We start from the raw sequence: 20,793 nt of genomic DNA, 5'->3' as shown, positions 1-20,793 counted from the left end.
CCAGCAAAGACGAGGCACTGATGTCCCAGAGGCGGCCCCGGGATAAAAGTAAGTTTCCGTAAGCAATTATCGAGCCGTTGAGCTAACCCATTGATTTATTGGATGGAAAGATGTAACGACAGGCAGCGCTGTCAATTTAGCCGACACCCTGCCCACCCCGGTGGGCAGGGTTTTCACGGTGAGGCACGCAGAGGCGCGCGAGCTCCGAGCACTCCTTCATGTGTCGGGGAACATCAGTGCGAAGCCACATCAGCAAGCGCCCTGACCCGGTGGAAGCGGCAGTACTGCCGCCGCCAGCCCTCATGGTCCCTGGCGTCGACGACGGTGCGCCACTGCATATTGGCAGCGGCGTCCTCGCCATCGGCACAGGTCGGCACGATGTGTCCGATCACATGGCCCGGGCAGACACCCGCGGTCTGGCCGGTCGCCGGGCAAGGGTTGGAGCGCTTGAATTCCGCCACGGCGGCGCTGGGCCGCTGCGGCCTCGCGTCGGCCAGCGGTGCCATCACCAGCAGTGCGGCGCCAACCAGGGCTGCAGCGACGGCGGCGACCGCCAACGTCAGCGCCCTCACAGCACCACCCGACGAACGTCGATTTCGGTGTCTTCCCACACCATGGCATCCGGCTTGGGCAGATCGACCGGGCCGCCGAAGAAGCCGATGGGCACGGCTTCTTGCGGACCAGTCTCGTGCAGGCGTTTCACGCGGCGCATCGCGTCGCGAATCTGCAGGACCGAGTCCTGGGCCAGGGTCTGGAAGGGAATCTGCATGGCGGGCTCCGTTGTCGAGAACGACAGTCTCGGCAGCAGCGGGCCATGCGGAAATCACCCTTAGGGGTGCAGCAGGGCGATGTGCTGGGGGGTGCCTCCCCCTCGCATCCCTCCAAAGGGGGATGGCAAAAAAATGCCCCGGCCAGTGGCCGGGGCTGCAATCGCTGGGACGCCTGAGAGGCCGTACCAGTGGTCTGCTCAGGGAGGGAGAAACAGACAAGCTCAGGTTAGCGCGACGAGGGCCGCACTGATGTAGGACGTCGCCGCAGCAGCGAGAAACATGCGCTGACAAACGACACGCCTCGCAACCGGCGCCGCGTGAGAAATCTCATGAGACAAATGCCACCGATGTATCGGTCTGTGAGACCCCACCCATTCAGGGGGGTGACTCCCTAGACTGCGCCGCTCGCGCAATTCAGCGCGGAAAAGGATGCAGTCCATGGTCCCTGTTGTTGAAGCGCGGCGCAGCCCGCCGCCCCACGCCTTTGCGGGCGCTGCGCTGGACATGAACAGCGACTTCGGCGCGCTCGATGGCGAGGCGCTGGGCCTCGTCGAGCGCCGCTATGGCGACCGCGGGCTGGTCATCTCGCGTGAGCGCTACAGCAGCCGCAACCAGGACGGCGACATCGTCTGCACCGGGCGCGACGGCGACCAGATCGTCGGCACCCTGTCCGTGCGTTTCGACGGCAAGGGCGGCCTGCACGCCGACCTGCTGTTCAAGGCCGAACTGGACGAATGGCGCGCCGCGGGCGTCAAGCTCTGCGAGTTCGGCGGCCTGGCCGTGGACAAGCATTCCCACGACCCCAAGCGCGTGCTGGCCCAGATCTTCCACCTCGGCTATCTGCACGCCCACCGCCGCGCGCGCTGCGAACGCCTCGTCATCGAAGTCAACCCGCGCCATGTGGGCTTCTACCGGCGCTGCCTGGGGCTGGTGCCCTACACGGCCGCCCGCCACAACCCGCGCGTCGATGCGCCGGCCGTGCTGATGAGCATCGATTTCGCGACCATCCGCGAGCAGATCGCGCTGTGGGGCGGCCACCCCGACTCGCTGGCGTCGGCACGAAGCCTCTACCCGCTGGCCTGGGACGAGGCGACCGAGGCCACGATGCTGGCTCGCCTGCCTTGAACTAAGTTGGGCGACGAGTCATTCCACCGGCAGCAGGGCCAGGAAACGGTCCAGCATGTGGAAGTGGTCGTCGAAGAACTGTTCTTCCATGCCCGCCAACTCGGCCACCGGCACCCAGCGCGCCTGGGCCGCATCGTCTGCTCCCTGCACTTCGGGCAGCTCGCGCTCACCCAGGTCGAAGTGATGGGCATGCGTGATGGTGCGGCCGCGTTGGCTGCGGTCCGGGTGATCGAACACGGCCACGCCCAGCAGCGCCTGCTGCAGCGTCTCGGGTAGCAGGCGCAGCCCGGTCTCCTCCTCCAGCTCGCGCACCGCCGATTGGTAAAGGGTGTCGCGCGGCTCGACAAAGCCGCCGGGCAAGGCCCACAGGCCCTGGCCCGGGTCCTGGGCGCGCTGGATCAACAGCACATGGCCGGCGCATTGCAGCACCAGGTCGACGGTGACGAAGACCGGCGCATAGGGCGCTGCCGCCCATGCCTGACGGTAGCGCTTGAGCATGGCCCACTCGCGCCGCAGCGCAGCCAGATACGGCAGATGCGCCCAGGCCTGCATGAAGGACCGCGTGCCCGGCGGCACCTGGTCGACCCAGCTGGCCAGCACGCCGTCCAAATCCTCGGGTTCGGCCTCGAACAGCGCGGCACGCAGGTCCGTCGCGTCCACGCGGTGCTGGCGCGGCAGGCTGTGCAGCTTCCACGGCGAGAAGCGGCGCAGATAGTCGCTGGTGGCGTCCTTGAAGTGGCCGACCAGCGTCACGTCGGCATTGCCCACGCGCTGCTGCACCGCGCCGCGCACGGCCTGCACCCAACGGGCTTCGTCGTAGAGGTCGCGCAAAGGCACGACCTCCACCCGTTCGCGTTCCTCCTCGCTCAGGGCCAGGCGCAGCATCTCGGCGCGCTCGGTCCAGCTGAAGGGGTGGCGCGGCGAGCGCGCCTGATGGGCCGAACCCAGCATGACGATGACACGCGGCGCCTCGGCCAGCGCCGCGCGCAGCAGGGCGAGATGGCCGTTGTGGACGGGTTGGAAGCGGCCGATGACGATGGCGACTTCGCTCATGACAGCACGCTCGGAAAAACCGCCGCGATCGGCATCTGCCGCCCCTGACCGAAGGCCCTCGCGCGCAAGCGGATCAGCGGCGGTGCCTGGCGGCGCTTGTACTCGCTGCGCTGGATCATGCGGGCGATCCGCTCGATCAGCGCCCTGCCCTCGGGCGTTGCGCGCAGGGCCGCCATGCGGGCCTCGGCGGCCTCGCGCTCCCCGCCCGCCAGGCGTTCGCCTTCGATGAGCACCTTGAGCATCTCGTCCAGCACGGGGTAAGGCGGCAGGCTGTCGCTGTCGCGCTGGCCCGGCGCGAGTTCGGCCGACGGCTCCTTCTCGATGATGGCCGTGGGGATGAGCTCGCGCCCGGCCGCTTCGTTCAGGTGGCGCGACAGCGCGAAGACCTCCGTCTTGTAGAGGTCGCCAATGAGGCCGAGGCCGCCATTGGTGTCGCCGTACAGCGTGCAATAGCCGACCGACACCTCGCTCTTGTTGCCCGTGGTCAGCAGCAGGTGGCCGTTGGCGTTGGAGTAGGCCATCAGGATGGTGCCGCGCACGCGGGCCTGCAGGTTCTCCAGCGTCAGGCCCTGCATGGGCGCGCCGAAGCTGTCGGCAAACTGGGCCTTCAGCGCCTCCACGGCGGCGTGGATGGGGTGGTTGAGCAGCTGGATGCCGAGGTTGCGGCACAGGGCTTCGGAGTCCGTCACCGAGCCGCTGGACGAGAAGCTGGACGGCATGGTGATGCCGACCACGTTGTCCGCGCCCAGGGCCTCGGCGGCCAGGGCCAGGGTCAGCGCGCTGTCGATGCCGCCCGAGCTGCCGACCACCGCCTTGGTGAAGCCGCAGCGGCGGGCGTAGTCGCGCAGACCCAGCACGGTCTGGGCGCGGTAGAAGGCCATGGCGCTCAGGCCCGCCGGCTCGGGCCGCGCGAGGCGGCTGCCGTCCGGTTCGACAAAGTGCCCTTCCTCGAAGCCCAGCGTGCGGACCGACTCGACGAAGCGCTCCGCCTCGAAGACGACGCCTGCCTCGGGCTCGACGGCGAAGCTGGCGCCGTCGTAGACGAGCTGGTCATGCCCGCCGACATGGTTGACGTAGAGGACCGGCAAGCCGTTGCGCCGGGAGGCCGACGCGAAGACCTGGTGGCGCTGCTCGCGTTTGCCGATGTTGCTGGGGCTGGCGTTGATGCTGATGACGAAGTCGGGCGCCGCATCGCGCAGCCGCTCGAAGGGGTTGACGCCATAGTCGGCACCGCCGTCATTCCAGCCGTCTTCGCAGATCAGCAGGCCGACCTGGGCCGAGCCGATGCGCAGCACCTTGGCGACATCGGGGCCGGGCTCGAAGTGGCGGCGCTCGTCGAAGATGTTGTAGGTGGGCAGCAGCTGCTTGGCATAACGCAGCAACACCTCACCACCCTTGAGCGCCAGCAGACCGTTCTCCAGCTTCTTGCCGGGCCCTTCGCGCGTCAGCGGCGCGCCGAACACCCAAGTCAGCTCGGGCAGCTCGCGCGAGGCCGCGCGCAGCGACTGCAGGCCCGCTTCGATCTGGCGCAGGAAGGCGGGTTCATCCAGCATGTCCCCCGGGTAGTAGCCGCTGACGGCCAGTTCCGGAAAGACGACCAGCTGCGAGCCGGCCCAGGCCGCCTGGCGCGCCGCGGCCACCATGCGGGCCACGTTGCCGGTCACGTCGCCCACCGTGAGGTTGAGCTGGGCAAGGGTGAGCTTCATCATGACTTGATGCCAAACACCTGACGCAGATAGGCCAGGAAGGTCTCGTCGTCGCAGAGCGTCTTGCCGGGGCTGTCGCTGAGCTTGGCCACGGGCTGGCCGTTGGCATGGGTCAGCTTCATGACGATGTTCAGCGGCGTTGGCCCCAAGTCGTTGCTGAGGTGGGTGCCGATGCCGAAGCCGACCTGCACCCGATCAGCGAAATGACGATACAGCTCGATGGCCTTGGTGACGGTCAGCCCGTCGCTGAAGACGAGGCGCTTGGTGTGCGGGTCGATGCGCAGCTTGGCGTAGTGGGCCAGCGCCTTCTCGCCCCAGGCGACCGGGTCGCCGCTGTCGTGGCGCAAGCCGTCGAAGAGCTTGGCGAAGTAGAGATCGAAGTCGGCCAGGAAGGCATCCATGCCGACGACGTCGGTCAGCGCCGTGCCGAGGTCGCCGCGGTACTCCTGCACCCAGTCTTCCAGCGCGGCCTTCTGGTGGTCGCGCAGGCGCACCGTGCCCAGGGCCTGGTAGGTCTGCAGGTATTCGTGGGCCATGGTGCCGATGGGCACCAGGCCCAGCTCCTTGGCCAGCAGCACGTTGGAGCTGCCCTTGAAATGCTGGGGCAAGGCGTCGCGCAGCTGGGTCACCACCTCGCGCTGCCAGGCGCCCGAGAAGCGGCGGCGCAGGCCGAAGTCGAACAGGTCGAAAGGATGGCGCTGCGGCCGCGGCTCGGCCGCGAAGGCCTGCAGCGCGGCGATCTTGTCGTCCAGGCGGCGCTGGCCTTCAGCGCGCACGGCGGGGGTATCCAGGCGGCGGAAGTAGAGCTCGTTGACGATGGCCAGCACCGGGATCTCGAAGCCCATCACATGCACCTGCGGGCCGCGGGCGACGATGTTGAGCTGGGCGCCGTCGGTCGTCACTTCGACGAAATCGCGCTGGAACTTGAAGATGCGCAAGAAATCGACGAAGTCGCTTTTGATGAAGCGCAGGCCCTTCACATAGGCCAGCTCATCGGCGCGAAAACTCAAGCTGCACAGCGCCTCCAGCTCGCGCTCGACGTCGGCCTTCAACTCGGCCAGCGGGTAGCCCGGCTGGTTGCGGCAGACGAAGCGGTACTCGGCCTGGGTTTGCGGATGGCGATGCAGCAGGGTCTGCCACATCGTGAACTTGTAGAGGTCGGTGTCCAGCAGGCTGGTGATGACGGGAGTGCTCATGCTGTTGCTTCTCAAATCTCGGTGCTGAGGGCCAGTTGCAGGCCACGTGCCTGCATGGCAGCCAGGAACTCGGCCTGCTGGGCCTCGAAGCCTGCCACAGGGCTGATGCAGTCGGTCAGCAGCACCAGCTTGTTCATGCGACCGGAAGGCAGATGGGCCGCCAGATGCTCGACGGTGGCGCGCACGCAGTGGCTGCCGGCCTCACCGGCGATGAGCACGCGATCGAAGCGGTCCAGCTCGGCCAGCAGCGCCTGGTTCAGTTCAGTGCCCTCGTCGTCAGGGTCGGGCACCTCGGCCTGAAGCGCGCTGTAGTGCTCGGTCCAGGGGTTCTCGCCCTTGGTGACGACTTCCACCGAGCGCCCCTGCCCGTCCGACCAGGCGTCCAGTTGCGCCTGCAGGCCGGCGTGCACGCCATGCCCCCAACTGCCCATCTGGCAGTGCACGGGCCAGACCATCAGCGTGTAGCGGCCGGTGGCTTCCAGTGCGTCGAGATAGGCCAGCACGCGGTCGAGCTGGGCGGCATCACGCGGCAGATAGGCGCCGGCGCGCACCTGGGCCGCCGTGATGGGCGTGAAGGGTCCCGGCGCGCGCTGGTTGGCCGTCTCCACCCAGAAGCCCGGGTGGGCGATGTCGATACGGTGGTGGGAGTCCAGCGTCACGGTGACGGCGGCTATCGCGCCGCCCAGGCGCTTCACCAGGCTGGCCGCGCGCTGCAGGTCGGCGTGGGCGCCGGCCACCGGCAGCGCCGGCTTGATGAGCTCGCCCGTCACCGGCGAGCGTGGCAGCCAGTCCGGCGGCAGGTCGCAGAAGTCATTCTGGGGATCGATCAGCAGCAGATGCGTCTTCATGTGCATGTCCTCTTGTGGTGTGGCCACATGATAACTCCACTTAAATTATTTTTGCAACTAAGTAGTCGCCGAGCAGCCTTCGGTCCCATTGAAGGCTTATCCTTGCTTCGGTGAACAATTCAACGAACTCCTTGACGGACACCCGGCTGATCTGCACGGTCGACATCGTGCTGCTGACGCTGCGCGAGGGCCAATTGCAGGTCATGCTGCTCAAGCGCGACCGCGAACCCTTCGAAGGCGCCCTCGCCTTGCCGGGTGGCTATGTTCACACCAATGAAGACCAGGGCTGCGAGGATGCCGCCCAGCGCGTGCTGCTGCAAAAGGCCGGGCTGCAAAGCCCCTACCTCGAGCAACTGGCCAGCTTCAGCGGCCCCGCCCGCGACCCGCGCGGCTGGAGCGTGTCGGTGGCCTATTTCGCGCTGGTGGCCACGCCCGAGGCCAGCCAGCCCGGCCAGCACTGGCTGCCGGTGGACCGTCTGCCCCAACTGCCCTTCGACCATGGCCGCATCGTCGTCGCCGCCGCCGAGCGCGTGCGCAACAAGAGCCAGTACTCGTCCCTGCCCGTGCACCTCTGCCCCGAGCCCTTCACGCTGCCCGAACTGCACGCCATCTACCAGGCCCTGCTCGGCGAGGCCATCAACCCGGTGAGCTTTCGCCGCAAGATGGACGAACTGGCCATCCTCGAAGCGGTACCGGGCGCCAAGCGCGCCGACGGGCCGCACCGGCCGGCGCAGCTGTATCGGCTGAAGGAGGAGTTCAGGCAGACGCTGCGGCTGGTGGGGCGGGGGTTGAATGCCTGAGTCAGTCCTTGGCGGGCGTTCTCGATCGAATGAAGAGGTGCTTGCGCCCTCTCCTCGGGTTCGCAGCTACCGCGTAGTCCTGCGGCGAAAAGCCTTCGCGCTGGGAGCGCAAGGCGTCGCCGTCGACATGCTGGGCGGTCGAGGCGATATCTGCCTCCGACACCCCGCACGCCTTGAAGTGCTCTCGCCAACCGTTCACGGCTTGAATCACCCTGGCGACCTCTTGGGCTGCGTCGGGTGGTTGCAGGCCGAACGCCGCGCACTGCGACATCGCATTGCTCAGCGTCGAATCATGCCCTTCGGAGCCACAGACGAACTCCTGGTATCCATGCGCCCCTGCCGAGGGCAGGACATCGTATGCCGGTGAAAGTCTGTAGCGGCCGTTGCTGCGTGGCTCGACGACCATCAGCGAATGGTTCTTCTCGTGGTCGTCCGTGTTGTCGATCAGGATGTTGAACACCATGCGACGGAACAACTCTCGGGCATCAAGCTGGTTCACTCCCGCGGTCGCGACGCCGGCCCGCCTCAGCAAGAGTGCAAGCGCGGGGTAGGAAAGCTCAGGATCGTCAGCGTCCGGGGCGACGGCTCGCAACGCCGTTCCGGCCGAAATGCTGTGAATTCGACGCTGACCGTCGCGGTCAAAGCGCCGGATGGCAACGGCGTGGCGCCGGCGAAGCGGGATGGGCAAAGTGTCGGCCACGGCAATGCCGGCAAGCTTCGCCAAAGTCATGGCCGCGTGCTCGATGAGCGGTGAATTCAGTGGGTCGTCCTTGCGCGGAAATTTGACGACCCACTCATCACCCTCGATCTCCATCAGAGCCTTGGGCTGAGCGCCTCCCAGTGTCCCGCCCGCGGAAAGGATGCGCTGCTCCGCAACGGTGAGCGGCTCGGATGCCTCCAACTTGGCGACAACCTCGCTGACCGTTTGCACCATCTCGAGCCGCGGCAGCGCCTGGCCGCGATGAGGAAGGTATGCGGCGTCGGAAGTCGAGACACCCAATGCGCCAAACCGATCGTCTCCTGCATAGAAGAGGTACTCCATCAACGACAGCCGCGCCGGCTTGTCGACGTATCTGATCACCCGCTCGCCCCACCGATCGGGCCTCGCGTCGTCGACGGCCCCGACCGCTCGAGGCGAATCAGCCTGCAGCCGTCCTCGCGGCGCGTACTCGCCGTCACTCAGCGGCAGGTCTTCGCTCAGCGGGAAACCGGCATCGAGCCAGGAGGCGCTGTATTGCAGGGCCACGCCGCGGCCCGATTCCACGAGGCGCAACTGTCCAACGAGTACCGGCGAGCGGGGATCCTCGATGTACCAAAGGAAGAGGATGTCGTGCCGCATGGCTACTTGGGCTGACGCGCCTTGCTGGTGATGGCAGCCTCGGCGGTCGACCGTGCGCGATCCTCGGCAAGCTCGATGGCTTCCCTGACGCTGAGTTCCAAGGCGCCCCTGTCATGCTCGGGCGCCGCAAGCCGCGTCAACTCGCCGTCTCGCCCAATCAACCAGAGCGCCGTCGCGACGATGCCCACGCTGACCGAAGGATCCCCAGCCTCCAGCCGCAGCAACGTGGGGATGGTGATCCCCAATCGCTTCGCCCAGGTTCTCAGGGATTCCCTTCTTCGAAGCCTGGCGACCGTGAGGTCAGCCCCCAGCCGCTGCAAGGCATTCGCAGTCGCCGGAGGCATCTGAAGGATTGCTTTGGAAAGCTTAGGCATACAAATAGAATTTACCTCATCGCGACGCTTTGGTATGTTCTATTTGCACGAACCTAATCTAACCCGCCTTTTCTCTCGCCAAAAGCGGCAGCAAGCCGAGGCGCGCGTCTGGGAACAAAAAAGCGCCTAAGCCCTTGAAGGGATTAGACGCTTTGGGAGTCGCGGGACTTGAATTTGGCCTGCCCGGAGGGACTCGAACCCCCGACCTGCTGCTTAGAAGGCAGCTGCTCTATCCAGTTGAGCTACGGGCAGACAGAACAGGCGATTAGATCAGCACGCCGATGATCGCGTCGCCGATGCCCATCAGGGCGGCACCGGAGATCAGGCCGGCGCAGATGGGCTCCATGCCTTCGACCCAGATGCGGTGGCCGCGGGACTCGGCGGGGGCGTTCTTGTACTTCTTGGCCATGTACCAGAACATCAGCGCGCCGACGAACATCATGAAGGTGGCTTGCGGCGGCAGCGTGACGCCCAGGCCGATGGCCACGGCCGACAGGCCCGACTTGCCCTTGGTGACGATGCGTGCCAGCTCGATGACGATGGCCGCCACGGCCGCGACGCCCATGGAGATCAGCGCAGAGGTGGGCAGGCTCTTCAGGCCCTTGGCGATGATGTCGGCCACGCCCTTCCATTGCAGCGCAGCGGGGAAACCGAACTGGTCGGACACCATGCCAGCCGCGCTGGCAGCGCCGTTCGCATCAGGCTTGATGAAGAGCAGGAAGAACAGCGGCACGCAGACCAGCACGCCAGCCAGGTTGCCGATGATGTGGCCGATGGCCTGGTGGCGCGGCTTGCCGCCCAGCATGTAGCCGGGCTTGATGTCGGACAGCAGGTTGGCCGCGTTGGAGGCGATCTCGGCCGTCATGCCGGCGGGCAGCAGGTTGGAGCCGGGGTTGGTGCGGTCCAGCGCGCCCATCGTGAACTGCGTGATCTTGGACAGCGATCCGGTCGGCGTCCAGGACGTCAGCGCCATGGAGTTGGTGCAGATCACGGTCAGCACGAAGATCAGCGGCAGCGACACGATGGCCAGCCACAGCGGCACGCCGAAGAAGGCATGCGTGGCATAGCAGCCCATCAGGCTGACGACGGGCACGCCGATCCAGCTGATCCACAGCGGCACCTCGATGTCCTTGAGCAGGTCGCTCTTGGGCTCGGCCTTGGCAGCGATCTGCGCCGGGGTCTTGCGCTTGAACGCACTCGTGAAGATCTCGGGCTTGGCCAGCAGCGACACCAGGGCGCCCACGACCATCATCGTCACGCCCCACCACAGCGACCATTGGTTGACGATCTCGACGCGGTTCAGCGGGATGAGCACGCCATTGGCGCCCAGGCGCGGTGCGATGTCGCCGGCCTGGATCATCAGCGGCGCCAGGATCACGAAGTTGACGATCACGCCCACAAAACAGCTCGCCGCCACCGCGAGGCCCATCAGGCCACCGGTGCCGATCAGCGCGGCGTCCACCACCAGGCGCAGGCCCAGGGTGCGGAAGTCGGTGCCCAGGATGCTCGGGATGAAGCCATGCGCCTTGACGGCCCAGGCGTAGTAGTAGTCATCGATGCGCTCGTGCAGATGCCAGGGCTCGGCCATGCCGGCCCACTTGTCCATGGCCAGCAGCTTGAACTGGACCAGCTTCATCCAGCCCTCGCCGCAGATGCCCTGCAGCAGCGCCGCACCGCCGGCCACCCAGCCCAGCAGCTTGGCCTTGAACATGCCCTCGCTGCCCTTGCCGTGGTACAGCGAGTCGAGCACCACGCCGCAGGCGCGGCCTTCCGGGAAAGGGGCCTGGTCTTCATTGATGAAGCGGCGCTTCAGCGGGAAGGCCAGCAGCACGCCCACCAGCGACACCAGGAACATCCAGATGGCGATCTGCCACCACAGCGGCACATGGCCCGTCACCAGCATGTAGGCCGGCAGGCTGGAGATCAGCGCCGTGGTCACATAGCCCGACGCCGTGGCGATGGACTGGGTGCAGTTGTTCTCGAGGATGGTGTAGTCCTGGGCTAGGCCGGCCGCGTGCAGCGCACGGAACAGCGCAAAGGCCAGGATGACCGACGTGAGGCCAACGCCGAGGGAGATGCCCGTCTTGGCGCCGATGTACAGGCCGGTGGAGGAGAGCACACCGCCGAGCAGGAAACCGGTGATGCCCGAGCGCAGCGAAAGCTGGGCCATGTCGCCGCGGAAGACGTTCTTGAACCACCACTCGTCCTTTTGGGCGCGTGACATGGTGGCGATCTGCTCGTCGGTCAGGTGTTGAATTGCCATGGGATCACGGCGGCGCTTGTGGCGCGGCCTGTTGAACAAAGCTGGGGATTGTCCCGGCCGACCGCTCGGTCGGACTTTGGGATATGCCCTGGGTCAAAGCCCCTGGGTTGCGGGGGCCTGAAAAAATGCCGCCACGGCAATGCCGACGGCGGCTCATTCGCATGCAGGCCGTTGGTTTGCCTGCAGCGGCAAGGGATTTTGCCAGCTTTCGCCGGGGCGGCCAGCGCCACACCACTCATGGCGACAAACACCACCGCAGTCCAACGTCGGCGATATCAACGGCGGCTTCTGGAATCGCCGAGTCGCAAAGGCCGAGTTACGTCCACCGCGACCGCACCAAGGACACTTGCGGCATGTTCCGCCTCGTCAAAGCCCTCTTCCGTATACCCCTCGCGCTTTGCGCCATCGGCGCTCCCGAGTCACATGCTTGGGGTGCGAACGGCCATCGACTCATCGCCGAGCTGGCTCAGATGCAGCTAACGCCCGCGGCGTCCGCTGAGGTCAATCGCCTGCTAAGCCTGGAGCCCGGCGCCACGATGGCGTCAGTATCGACCTGGGCAGACGAGAGACGGTCGAACGCCACGGCGCCGCTGCACTACGTCAACTTGCCAGAAGGAGAGTGCAATTACTACCTAGGGCGCGACTGCCCAAACGGTAGATGCGCGGTCGAGGCGATGTCGGCAAAGATCGCGATCCTGAGTTCAACAGCTCCGGATGCGGAACGGCTGATAGCGCTGAAGTGGGTCATCCATTTGGTGGCCGACATCCATCAGCCGTTGCATGTGGGCATGGCCGCTGACAAGGGAGGCAACCTGTTCCAGGTACGGGCGTTCGGACGCGGCTCCAACCTACACGCAGTCTGGGACGGCGAACTCATCCGGCGCCGCGCCGGCGGCCTAAGCCGGTTACTGCTCGACGCATCGACCCCAAGTCCCGACGGCGCGAGCACGGTTGACCCGGCGCAGTGGGTGAACGAGTCATGTGCAGCCCGAAGCGCCGCGGGTTTTTATCCTGAGGGGCGAGTGGTAGGCCCGGCCTATGCTGAACGGTGGGACGGCACGCTGGTGGAGCAGCTCGCGCTGGCAGGGCGCAGGCTCGCCAGCACGCTAAACGACAAACTCAGTCGAGCGCGCTGAGGACGGCTTCGCAGCGGCTACTGACGCTCGCGGCCGGCGTTCGTAGGGCAGCAAAGTGCCCAAAGCGGAAATCCGCCGATCCGCGGCAACAGGCTGGTCCGAGTCTTCGCGGCAGACGGTCCGAGCGACCGCTGCGTTCTGGCACACGACACTCGACGGGCAGTGGCTCAGGTAGGCGCTCCAGCGCCCCTCCGCAATTTTGAGCGCGCTTTGCCTATTGCGGTGGCTTGTGCCACCCGGGCTGCGCAATCAGCGGAAGTCGGACTGGAGTCCAGACGCACGCGCGCTGTTGGGTTGGCACCGGCGTCAGATCTTAAAAGTCGAAACCAGCTTGACCAGGTCTTCCGCCTGGTGCTTCAGGCTCTCGGCCGCTGCAGCGCTCTCTTCGACAAGGGCCGCATTCTGTTGGGTGGCCTCGTCCATCTGAGAAATGGCTTGGCCAACTTGGCCAACCCCGGTGCTCTGCTCACGGCTGGCGGCGCTGATTTCGCGCACGATCTGCGCAACCCGTTCGATGGATGTCACGACCTGGCCCATCGTCTCGCCAGCGCGGTTCACGAGCACCGCACCCTGCTCAACGCGCTCAACGCTGTCGCCGATCAGGACCTTAATCTCCTTTGCCGCGGCTGCACTGCGTTGCGCCAGCATGCGCACMTCGCTGGCGACCACGGCGAAGCCTCGGCCTTGCTCGCCAGCACGGGCCGCTTCCACGGCGGCATTCAGCGCCAGGATGTTGGTCTGGAATGCGATGGAGTCAATGGTGCTGATGATGTCGCTGATCTTGCGCGAGCTTTCCTCGATGCCGCGCATGCGCTGGACGGCTTCGCCGACCACCTCACCGCCCTGACGCGCGACGTCACTGGCGTCATGCGCGAGCTGATCCGCCTGGCCCGCGTTGTCAGCGTTCAGTCGGACGGTTGCCGACAGTTCCTCCATGGAGGCGGCGGTCTGCTGAATCGCACTAGCCTGCTGTTCAGTGCGGGCGGAGAGGTCATTGCTGCCGAGCGAAATCTCCGAGCTGGCGGTGGCCACGCCGTCCGCGTTGTGTCGCACCGCGCCGACCAGATGGCGCAAAGACTGCTGCATGCCGGCCAGGGCGTGCGTGAGCTGCGCCGTCTCGTCGTTGCCGACGGAGTGAATCTCCCGTGAAAGATCGCCTCGGCCAACCTGTTCCGCTTCATAGATGGCCGCACGCAGCGGCCGCACGACTGAGCGGGTGATAAGCCAAGCCGCCGCCACGCCAATGCTCAGACAAATCGCAGCGAGCGCAAGCATGACGATCTGCGTGCGGCGTGCGGCATCGAGCACCTCGCGCGTTTCGTCGCGGACCCGTTCACCCTGGTAGTCGGCCATCCGACTGATGGACGCGACATAGACCTCCGACGCGGGGCGCATCTTGCCTTCGAGGGTCTGCAGTGCGGTTTCCGCCTCCCCGGCCTTGAGTTGGGCAAAGACCTGATTGCGGATGTCAACGTAGGCCTTGCGGGCGGCACTGATCTCGTCGAGGCTGGCCTTGCCGCGAGGCGTGTCGGATGCCTTGGTCAAAGCCTCCTGCAGCTCAGTGATCTTGGCGCTGGTGGTTTTGATGACGGGCGCAAAGAAATCCGCCACGGGACCCGCGCCGCCGGCGCGTGCAACGGCGTCGGTACGCGTCACGTTCAGCTGGGTCTGAGTCCGCCAGTCCTGTGCCAGGTCTTGCTGGCGTTGGAGTTCTACCAACAAATCGATGTGGGGTCCGACAGTGGCCATCTGCCGATAGCTCAGCCCTACAGCCAGCGCCAGAAGCACCAAAACGATGCCGAAGCCCAGAGCGAGCCGCATGCCAATGCGCAAGGATTGCATCTTCATCATTGCCTCCTGTCGTGGTTGCAAGTCCACGTCGGAGTCCACCAGCATCAACTCAAACGGTCGGCGCCAGCAGCCACTCAAACGCAGCAGCCATGTCGTTATAGAAAACCCTGTTGTCACCGTAGTCGTCCGCAAACGCAAGGCGAGCGAGGAAAGCGATCTTCGTGTTTGGGACCACGATGGCACGCTTTGGTCGCAGCGGCAGCGTGGCATCCAGCGCCCTCTGGGACCATGCCACGTCAGTAGCCGGGGCAATCATTTCCAAGGCGTCGTAGAGGACCAACGGCTTGCCGGTGTCCTCCATGAGGCCGAGCACGCGGCGTTGGCAATCTGCCAAAAGCTCAACCGTCGGCAGCCCACGGAGCCGGGCAATGATGACGGACCCGACGGGTTCAACCCAGAGTTGGCTTTCCATGACACCTTAATCGTGAGCTCATGAATGCGCTGGGAACCCTGGCGGTCGCGCTTCTCGGCGGCGGCGGGAACAAGCTGCCGGATGAGTGTTCACCCTTGCGACGACGCCCGCCTCCGTCATGCGTCCAGACATAACACCTATCCTCGTCGCTTGGCTTGAAGCTGCGGTCATAGCGCGCGAGCAACGGCCACCGCCTGCGCGCGCACGGTTTCGCGAGCCCAGATTCGCTTGATTTGTCCTTGACTTTCCATGTCCTGAAGAACGGCCTCAACCTTGGCGGCCAGTGCGGCATGCCTGACGTTGAGAGAGTGGAACAAATCTGCTGCCAGCACGGGCTCCGAGACGCGGCAAATGCCTGTCGCTCCTGCCTTGATAAGGAGCACCTCTGCCTCGGTCTGATCCACCACCGCGAAGTCCGCGATGCCACGTTGAACATGCCTCAGCGCATCCCAGTTGTTCTTGGCCCCGACCAAAGCGGATTCGGGAATGAGGGTCTCGATGCTGCGGGCGCCGCGCATGTACGCAATTCGCTTGGTTGACAGGTCGTCAATCGATACCTGGGCCGGGCAATCACTGCGCCGGTAGGCGGAAAACACCACTCGAGCCACCGGCACCTTCACCACGACGAGCCTGGACCAGTCTTTGAGAGAAACTTCGGCGCGCATCAAGTCACCATCGAGTTCTCCTGCATCAGCCATCTGGACGCCGCGCCTGAGCGGGAACGTCTGGGTATGCAGCGTCACGTCGAGCTTGGCGTAGGCACGCTCTAGGACGGCCAGCGCCACACTGGCCAGCACGCCGTTGTCGAGCACGGAGATCTCGATCGTCTGCCCTGCAAAGGCCACTGGAGAAAAGGCGAGGAGCCCAAGGCCGGCACACACCTTCCTTCGCGCAATTCCGCGACAGGTGTAAAAGGGCTGCATTGGGGTTCGGTGCAACGTCATGGGTATACGCGCGCGCAGAGCGTCCGGTATCGATAGCCCGGACGCAGACCTATGCGGAAATTTCGACGTTAGATTAATCCGCCGTGAGGCGGTGTAGGACGCCACCGCCTGATCTTCGGCCGCTCTCGGCCAGGCACGCAACGTGAACGACGTCATCCGAGCACCGGGTTTCCGATAGTCCCGACCGCCGCCATCAAGAACTCCCTACAGCCCGTGCTGATCGGGCTACCTAGAGTCTCCTGACCAGCGCGTGTGACTCGTCGCCGAAGACGAGTTCTTCCGCTGCGTTTCCCGGACTAGGAGTCGAATGATGCTGAACAATATGCGCCTGAGGGCCAAGCTGATGCTTGGATTTGCCGTTCTCGCGGCCGTTGTGCTGGTGGTCTCCGGGCTGGCCCTGAATTCGCTGGTGCGAGCGAATGCGCGCTTCACGGGCTACCTCGAGGGCATCGGTAGCCGTGACAACCTGGCAACTGAAGTGCGCGGCGCTGCGACCCGACGGGCCATTGCAGCGCGCAACTTGGTGTTGGTGACGACTCCGGCCGATCGCGAAGTCGAGAAGGCGGCCGTCACCCAAGCGCATGACGATGTGCAGAAGACTCTTGCCAAGCTCAAGGATGCCGTGGTCAACGGCCCTGATCTTGGCGAGCGCGACAAGGCTCTGGTTGGGGAAATCGAGCGAGTGGAGTCGCAGTATGGTCCGGTGGCCCTGGCGATCGTAGGTCTGGCGCTGGACGACAAGCGCGACGACGCCATCGCCAAGATGAACGCGGAATGCCGGCCGCTGCTGGCAGCCCTGTTGAAGGCGGTCAACGAATTCATCGTCTACGAAGGCCAGCAAACGGCCGCGAACACGCAGAAGGCCGAGGGCGCCTTCAATCTCGATCGAACCCTGATGCTGCTTGCTTGCGTCGGTGCCATCGGTGCCGCCATCGTGCTGGGCTGGACGCTGAGCAACGCCGTCACCCGGCCTCTGGAGCGGGCCGTGCGGTTGGCAGAAGCGGTGGCCTCTGGCGACCTGAGTTCGGACATCGTCGTCGATCGCCAAGACGAGACTGGTCAGCTGCTGTCGGCGCTCAAGCGCATGAATGACGGCCTGGTCGACATGGTTGGCCGCGTGCGCCAATCGGCCGACAGCATTGCCACCGCTTCCCAGCAGATCTCCAGCGGCAACCAGGACCTATCCAGCCGCACTGAACATCAGGCCAGCTCGTTGCAGCAGACGTCCGCCTCGATGCAGCAGATGACGTCGATCGTTCAACAGACGGCCGAGAGTTCGCACCAAGCCAGCCAGCTCGCCAGCGCCGCGACCGAAGTGGCGGGTCGCGGCGGCGACGTCGTGCAGCGCGTCGTGACCACTATGGGCGACATCAGCAATGCAAGTCGCAAGATCGCCGAGATCATCGGCACCATCGATGGCATTGCCTTCCAGACCAACATCCTGGCGCTGAATGCCGCCGTGGAAGCCGCTCGCGCTGGCGAGCAAGGCCGCGGGTTCGCTGTCGTGGCCGGTGAAGTGCGTGCGCTGGCCAAGCGCAGCGCCGATGCGGCGCGCGAGATCAAGGGCCTGATCGGCGCCAGCGTCGAGAAGGTCGAGGCGGGGAGCCAGCTCGTCGGCGAGGCAGGCACGACGATGAGCGACATCGTCAGCCAGGTGCGCCGCATGACCGATTTGATGGCCGAAATCAACGCGTCCGCGACCGAACAGAGCAGCGGCATCGTTCAGGTCAACCAGGCTGTTGCATCCATCGACCAGGGCACCCAGCAGAACGCCGCGCTTGTGGAAGAGAGCGCCGCAGCCGCCGAGAGTCTGCAGCAGCAGGCCGCCGGCCTCTTGGACATCATCGGACAGTTCAAGACTGCGCGTGCATAGCCCCCGCACAAACTGAGGCTGCTGTTAAGAAGGCCGGAGCGCTAGAGTTCCGGCGGAACACTGCGCGCTATCTTCCACTCCCGTCAGTCGGGATTCAGCCCCGTGTTTTCAGCTTTCGTCTTGACCCCCAGGGGACGCTGGCTTCAGCGTCCAACGCTGCTTGCGGTTGTATTGACGCTGACTGGTTGCAGCGACGACCGTCCCCGATATGAGCCCACCGATGCCGCGAGATCGGCGGCGACGGACGTTGGAGCATTGGTCTTCGCTGTGCATCCGCTGCACAGCCCTTTGTCGTGAATCACGAGCTTCCGCTTTGGGCACTGACCTGCTTCCTGAGACGCGGACCGTTAGGCCGCTGGCAGCTAGGTGCCAAACCGGAAATCCGCCGGACAGCAGCAACAGGCTGAGGCTGTGTGAAAACCCTCCTTTGATTGGACGCACCGCCGCCTAAATTTTGTGAACGCCACAGCACGAGCTGCCACATGAAGCGATTCATCGAGGGAGAAGGCCGACACCAGGTCACGCTGCTACCCGAGTGCCTTGACGACCTCGTCGACGCAGACAGCCCGGTCCGAGTCGTTGACGCCTTGTCGATGAGTTGGCTCTGCAGGAGCTGGGCTTTGAAGGCGCCAACCCAGCGACGACGGGTCGTCCGTCGTATCACCCGGCAGTCCTGCTGAAGATCTACATCTACGGTTACCTCAACCGCATCCAATCCAGCCGGCGCCTTGAGCGCGAATGCCAGCGCAATCTTGAGTTGATGTGGCTGGCTGCTGTCGTTCAAGGCCTGCTTGTTGGCAGACTGCTTGCGGACCCGTTGCAGACGATCGGCCGGGAAATTGGCGCTAGGCTGGTGCGAGCACTTCGGCCTCCAGCTCATTGACGTGGCAGCCGTCCTTGTGCGGATTGCTTCGAACTAGGAAGTGAGGTCGCGTCGCGACCAATCGACAGGTACCCAGCCTGGTCAATTCTCGATCAGAGTCACCGTGTCATTGGCATCGAGGCACCGCCCATCCTGCGCGCGAATCACCAGCCGTTGCAGCGCCTGACCGTGCTTTCGATCGACCAGCTTCGCGAGGGGCCGATCGCCTTCGAAAAAGTAGTCCTCGCCCCATTGGCGCAGCGCCACCATCAACGGAAAAAGTCCGTACCCCTTCTCAGTCAACACGTACTCGTGGTGGGCACCTCCGTCGGCTGCGTCCGCCATCTCCAGGATGCCGTGATCCACGAGGTTGCGAAGCCGCGTCGACAGGATGTTTCGCGCCAAGCCGAGGCTGCGCTGGAATTCGCTGAAACGGCGCAGCCCATCGAAAGCGTCACGCACGATCAGTAGCGACCACCCGTCGCCGATCGCGTCAAGCGGGCGCGCCAACGCGCACCCTGCATCCCTGTGGCTCGTGCGTTTGACCATAGCTCGTCTTGGATTGGTTCGATTGGCATTGCAGTCGTCGGCGCAGAACAAAGACCGCACGGTTGCATCATAAAACCAAAACGACTACAAAGTTCTGGTTTCATATTGCAACCAAGCTGCCTGGCGGCACTCTCCGTTAGCTGGCGCAACCACCCTCCCACATGCACGCATCTGACGACACCTTCGATGGCACCTTCTGCTTTACCCCCCGCTTCACCAGCGCCCCCGGCTTCCGAATGCATTACGTCGATGAGGGTGTTGCGCATGGCGATGTCGTGCTCTGCCTGCACGGCGAGCCAACCTGGAGCTATCTGTTCCGGCACCTGATCTTCACCTTGAGGGAGACGCATCGCGTGCTGGCGCTCGACCACATGGGCTTCGGTAGGAGCGAGACGCCGGGCGACCGCACCTACTGGTTGCAGGATCACATCGACAACCTAGAGCGCTTCGTGCTGGCACTCGACCTGAGGAATGTCACCCTGGTGATGCACGACTTCGGCGGCCCGGTTGGCATGGGCCTCGCGGCGCGTCATCCCGATCGCGTCCGGCGCATCGTCTCAATCAATGGCCCGACGCCGTTCGGCCAACTCGATCTTGGCGACCGGCTGGCCGCCAATGCCCAGACTTCCCCATGGTTCCAATGGATCCTGCAAGCACACGCTCAGGGGCGCTTGGAGCGCGTGCTGGGCGAGCTCGGCTTCAACATGCTCAGCACCTTGAAGCTCAACGGATTCGAGAATCACGCGGTGATCGGCGAGGCTTGGCTCGCCGCCTATTCCGGACGATTCAAGACGCCGCAAGACTGTCTCGGCGCCATCGGGTGGGCCGAAGGGTTCGCCAGCGGCGCGCATCGATTCGAGTCGCCAGACGCTGCGGCAAGGCGCGCGATCGGCGACAGGCCGGCGCTGGCGATCTGGGGCGAAGCCGATCGAACGCTGGCATCGGAGCAATTCCTTCCACTCTTCGCCGAGCTGTTTCCCCGAGCGCCGATCCATCGGTTGCCGGGTGTCGGGCATTACAGCCTGGAGGATGCGCCGGTGGAGATCGGAAAAATTGTCAGTCGATTCCTGCAAGACGCTTAATCGTTAAAGGCATCCTTCGCAGGGCACATCAAGCGTCGACATGGACAGGTCGGAACAGCTGAAGCACTCCGATCGGTGCGATCTGCAGCAATCAATGCTGCGCATATTGGAGCGCGCCGCGAGCGTCCGAAGTCGCGATAAATGCGGCCAGTCGGATGGGGCGCTGCGTCGTCATCTATCGCTGCAGCGCTGTCCTCCGTCTTTGGTTGCGAACTTCGGCTTTGCGCACGAAGCCGCCGCCAACTGGATTACGGCGGTCAGGAATGTGCCCGAAGCAGAAGCTCACCAGTGTCCGCTTCAGAGCGCCTTGGTGCTGGCAGTGTGTCCAGCAGACTTCGCCCTGCGCCGCCGCCGGCTTTAAGCACATGGGTGCTAATCATGATTGTCGCCGGCGCTTCCCGGCCGACCCGCAGCCGGCCGAACTCTAGGTGATGCTCCCCGGGCGCAAATCCCGTCGGTCCGATATGCGTTGGCGGCGGTCTGCCGGGCCGCTTTCCGAAGACGCGCGCTGGCGATAACTGGGTGCGCCAGGAGCCTACAGTGCGCGTGCCAGATCGGGCTGACATGGAAGTTTCACGAGCGCGCCACGCCTGTGCGGTCGGAAGTTGGT

At 65.0% G+C, this 20,793-nt stretch carries 18 protein-coding genes, 1 tRNA gene and 1 pseudogene; 6 read left to right on the top strand and 14 right to left on the bottom strand.

Annotated features, from left to right (window positions below; all coding sequences use genetic code 11):
* Window positions 1-233 precede the first annotated feature (233 nt).
* Complete coding sequence (locus AC1D2H_RS14330) at window positions 234-557, bottom strand: hypothetical protein (protein ID WP_477935897.1); 324 nt, start codon at window positions 555-557, stop codon at window positions 234-236.
* An 11-nt stretch (window positions 558-568) separates the two neighbouring features.
* Window positions 569-769 (bottom strand): hypothetical protein, encoded by a 201-nt coding sequence (locus AC1D2H_RS14325; RefSeq protein ID WP_477935895.1) that lies wholly within the window; start codon window positions 767-769, stop codon window positions 569-571.
* A gap of 439 nt (window positions 770-1,208) precedes the next feature.
* Here AC1D2H_RS14325 and AC1D2H_RS14320 point away from each other — a divergent pair, with 439 nt between their 5' ends.
* The gene (locus AC1D2H_RS14320; RefSeq protein WP_477935893.1) at window positions 1,209-1,895 is read left to right on the top strand and encodes an N-acyl amino acid synthase FeeM domain-containing protein; all 687 of its coding nucleotides are present in this window, start codon (window positions 1,209-1,211) and stop codon (window positions 1,893-1,895) included.
* A gap of 18 nt (window positions 1,896-1,913) precedes the next feature.
* Here the strand turns inward: AC1D2H_RS14320 and AC1D2H_RS14315 are convergent, their stop codons facing one another.
* From AC1D2H_RS14315 to AC1D2H_RS14300, 4 genes are read right to left on the bottom strand one after another with little or no spacing between them, the layout of a single operon-like run.
* Window positions 1,914-2,948: a bifunctional nicotinamide-nucleotide adenylyltransferase/Nudix hydroxylase gene (locus AC1D2H_RS14315; RefSeq protein ID WP_477935891.1), complete on the bottom strand. Its 1,035-nt coding sequence runs from the start codon at window positions 2,946-2,948 to the stop codon at window positions 1,914-1,916.
* The gene (locus AC1D2H_RS14310; RefSeq protein WP_477935889.1) at window positions 2,945-4,657 is read right to left on the bottom strand and encodes an NAD+ synthase; all 1,713 of its coding nucleotides are present in this window, start codon (window positions 4,655-4,657) and stop codon (window positions 2,945-2,947) included. The genes AC1D2H_RS14315 and AC1D2H_RS14310 overlap by 4 nt, the downstream gene beginning before the upstream one ends.
* A complete protein-coding gene (gene pncB, locus AC1D2H_RS14305; RefSeq protein ID WP_477935887.1) occupies window positions 4,654-5,850 on the bottom strand; it encodes a nicotinate phosphoribosyltransferase in 1,197 nt (398 codons plus the stop codon). The genes AC1D2H_RS14310 and pncB overlap by 4 nt, the downstream gene beginning before the upstream one ends.
* An 11-nt stretch (window positions 5,851-5,861) precedes the next feature.
* On the bottom strand, window positions 5,862-6,704 hold the full coding sequence (locus tag AC1D2H_RS14300; protein WP_477935957.1) for a cysteine hydrolase family protein: 843 nt from the start codon (window positions 6,702-6,704) through the stop codon (window positions 5,862-5,864).
* 125 nt (window positions 6,705-6,829) lie between these two features.
* Between AC1D2H_RS14300 and AC1D2H_RS14295 the strand changes: the two genes are divergently transcribed.
* A complete protein-coding gene (locus tag AC1D2H_RS14295; protein WP_477935885.1) occupies window positions 6,830-7,498 on the top strand; it encodes an NUDIX hydrolase in 669 nt (222 codons plus the stop codon).
* Between the two features lies 1 nt (window position 7,499).
* Here AC1D2H_RS14295 and AC1D2H_RS14290 read toward each other — a convergent pair whose 3' ends face one another.
* The 4 genes from AC1D2H_RS14290 to AC1D2H_RS14275 all read right to left on the bottom strand — a co-directional run bounded on the left by AC1D2H_RS14290 (window position 7,500) and on the right by AC1D2H_RS14275 (window position 11,474).
* The gene (locus AC1D2H_RS14290; RefSeq protein ID WP_477935883.1) at window positions 7,500-8,837 is read right to left on the bottom strand and encodes a type II toxin-antitoxin system HipA family toxin; all 1,338 of its coding nucleotides are present in this window, start codon (window positions 8,835-8,837) and stop codon (window positions 7,500-7,502) included.
* A gap of 2 nt (window positions 8,838-8,839) precedes the next feature.
* Window positions 8,840-9,082, bottom strand: coding sequence for a DNA-binding protein (locus AC1D2H_RS14285; RefSeq protein ID WP_477935881.1), 243 nt, complete (start codon window positions 9,080-9,082; stop codon window positions 8,840-8,842).
* A 304-nt stretch (window positions 9,083-9,386) separates the two neighbouring features.
* Window positions 9,387-9,463, bottom strand: a tRNA-Arg gene (locus AC1D2H_RS14280).
* A 13-nt stretch (window positions 9,464-9,476) separates the two neighbouring features.
* Entirely contained in the window at window positions 9,477-11,474 is a 1,998-nt protein-coding gene (locus AC1D2H_RS14275; RefSeq protein ID WP_478011419.1) for an OPT family oligopeptide transporter, read from the bottom strand.
* Window positions 11,475-11,827: 353 nt separating this feature from the next.
* Here AC1D2H_RS14275 and AC1D2H_RS14270 point away from each other — a divergent pair, with 353 nt between their 5' ends.
* A complete protein-coding gene (locus tag AC1D2H_RS14270; RefSeq protein ID WP_477935877.1) occupies window positions 11,828-12,610 on the top strand; it encodes a S1/P1 nuclease in 783 nt (260 codons plus the stop codon).
* 306 nt (window positions 12,611-12,916) lie between these two features.
* Here the strand turns inward: AC1D2H_RS14270 and AC1D2H_RS14265 are convergent, their stop codons facing one another.
* The 3 genes from AC1D2H_RS14265 to AC1D2H_RS14255 all read right to left on the bottom strand — a co-directional run bounded on the left by AC1D2H_RS14265 (window position 12,917) and on the right by AC1D2H_RS14255 (window position 15,796).
* On the bottom strand, window positions 12,917-14,458 hold the full coding sequence (locus AC1D2H_RS14265) for a methyl-accepting chemotaxis protein (RefSeq protein WP_478011418.1): 1,542 nt from the start codon (window positions 14,456-14,458) through the stop codon (window positions 12,917-12,919).
* Between the two features lie 52 nt (window positions 14,459-14,510).
* Window positions 14,511-14,873 carry a hypothetical protein gene (locus AC1D2H_RS14260; RefSeq protein WP_478011417.1) on the bottom strand — a complete coding sequence of 121 codons (363 nt, stop codon included), beginning with the start codon at window positions 14,871-14,873 and terminating at the stop codon, window positions 14,511-14,513.
* 167 nt (window positions 14,874-15,040) lie between these two features.
* Window positions 15,041-15,796 carry a hypothetical protein gene (locus AC1D2H_RS14255; protein WP_478011416.1) on the bottom strand — a complete coding sequence of 252 codons (756 nt, stop codon included), beginning with the start codon at window positions 15,794-15,796 and terminating at the stop codon, window positions 15,041-15,043.
* 331 nt (window positions 15,797-16,127) lie between these two features.
* On the opposite strand from AC1D2H_RS14255, the gene AC1D2H_RS14250 reads away from it, so the two are divergent.
* Both AC1D2H_RS14250 and AC1D2H_RS14245 read left to right on the top strand, forming a co-directional pair.
* Window positions 16,128-17,690 carry a methyl-accepting chemotaxis protein gene (locus AC1D2H_RS14250; RefSeq protein ID WP_478011415.1) on the top strand — a complete coding sequence of 521 codons (1,563 nt, stop codon included), beginning with the start codon at window positions 16,128-16,130 and terminating at the stop codon, window positions 17,688-17,690.
* Window positions 17,691-18,172: 482 nt separating this feature from the next.
* Window positions 18,173-18,504: pseudogene (locus AC1D2H_RS14245) on the top strand (transposase); the annotation flags it as partial.
* Window positions 18,505-18,654: 150 nt separating this feature from the next.
* Here the strand turns inward: AC1D2H_RS14245 and AC1D2H_RS14240 are convergent.
* Window positions 18,655-19,101, bottom strand: a complete 447-nt coding sequence (locus AC1D2H_RS14240; RefSeq protein WP_478011414.1) for a winged helix-turn-helix transcriptional regulator — start codon at window positions 19,099-19,101, stop codon at window positions 18,655-18,657.
* Between the two features lie 161 nt (window positions 19,102-19,262).
* Here AC1D2H_RS14240 and AC1D2H_RS14235 point away from each other — a divergent pair, with 161 nt between their 5' ends.
* A complete protein-coding gene (locus tag AC1D2H_RS14235) occupies window positions 19,263-20,183 on the top strand; it encodes an alpha/beta fold hydrolase (protein WP_478011413.1) in 921 nt (306 codons plus the stop codon).
* Window positions 20,184-20,793 lie beyond the last annotated feature (610 nt).

It is taken from the genome of Roseateles sp. P1_C1_2, from assembly GCF_056406535.1.
This window is presented reverse-complemented; position numbering and strand designations above follow the sequence as displayed.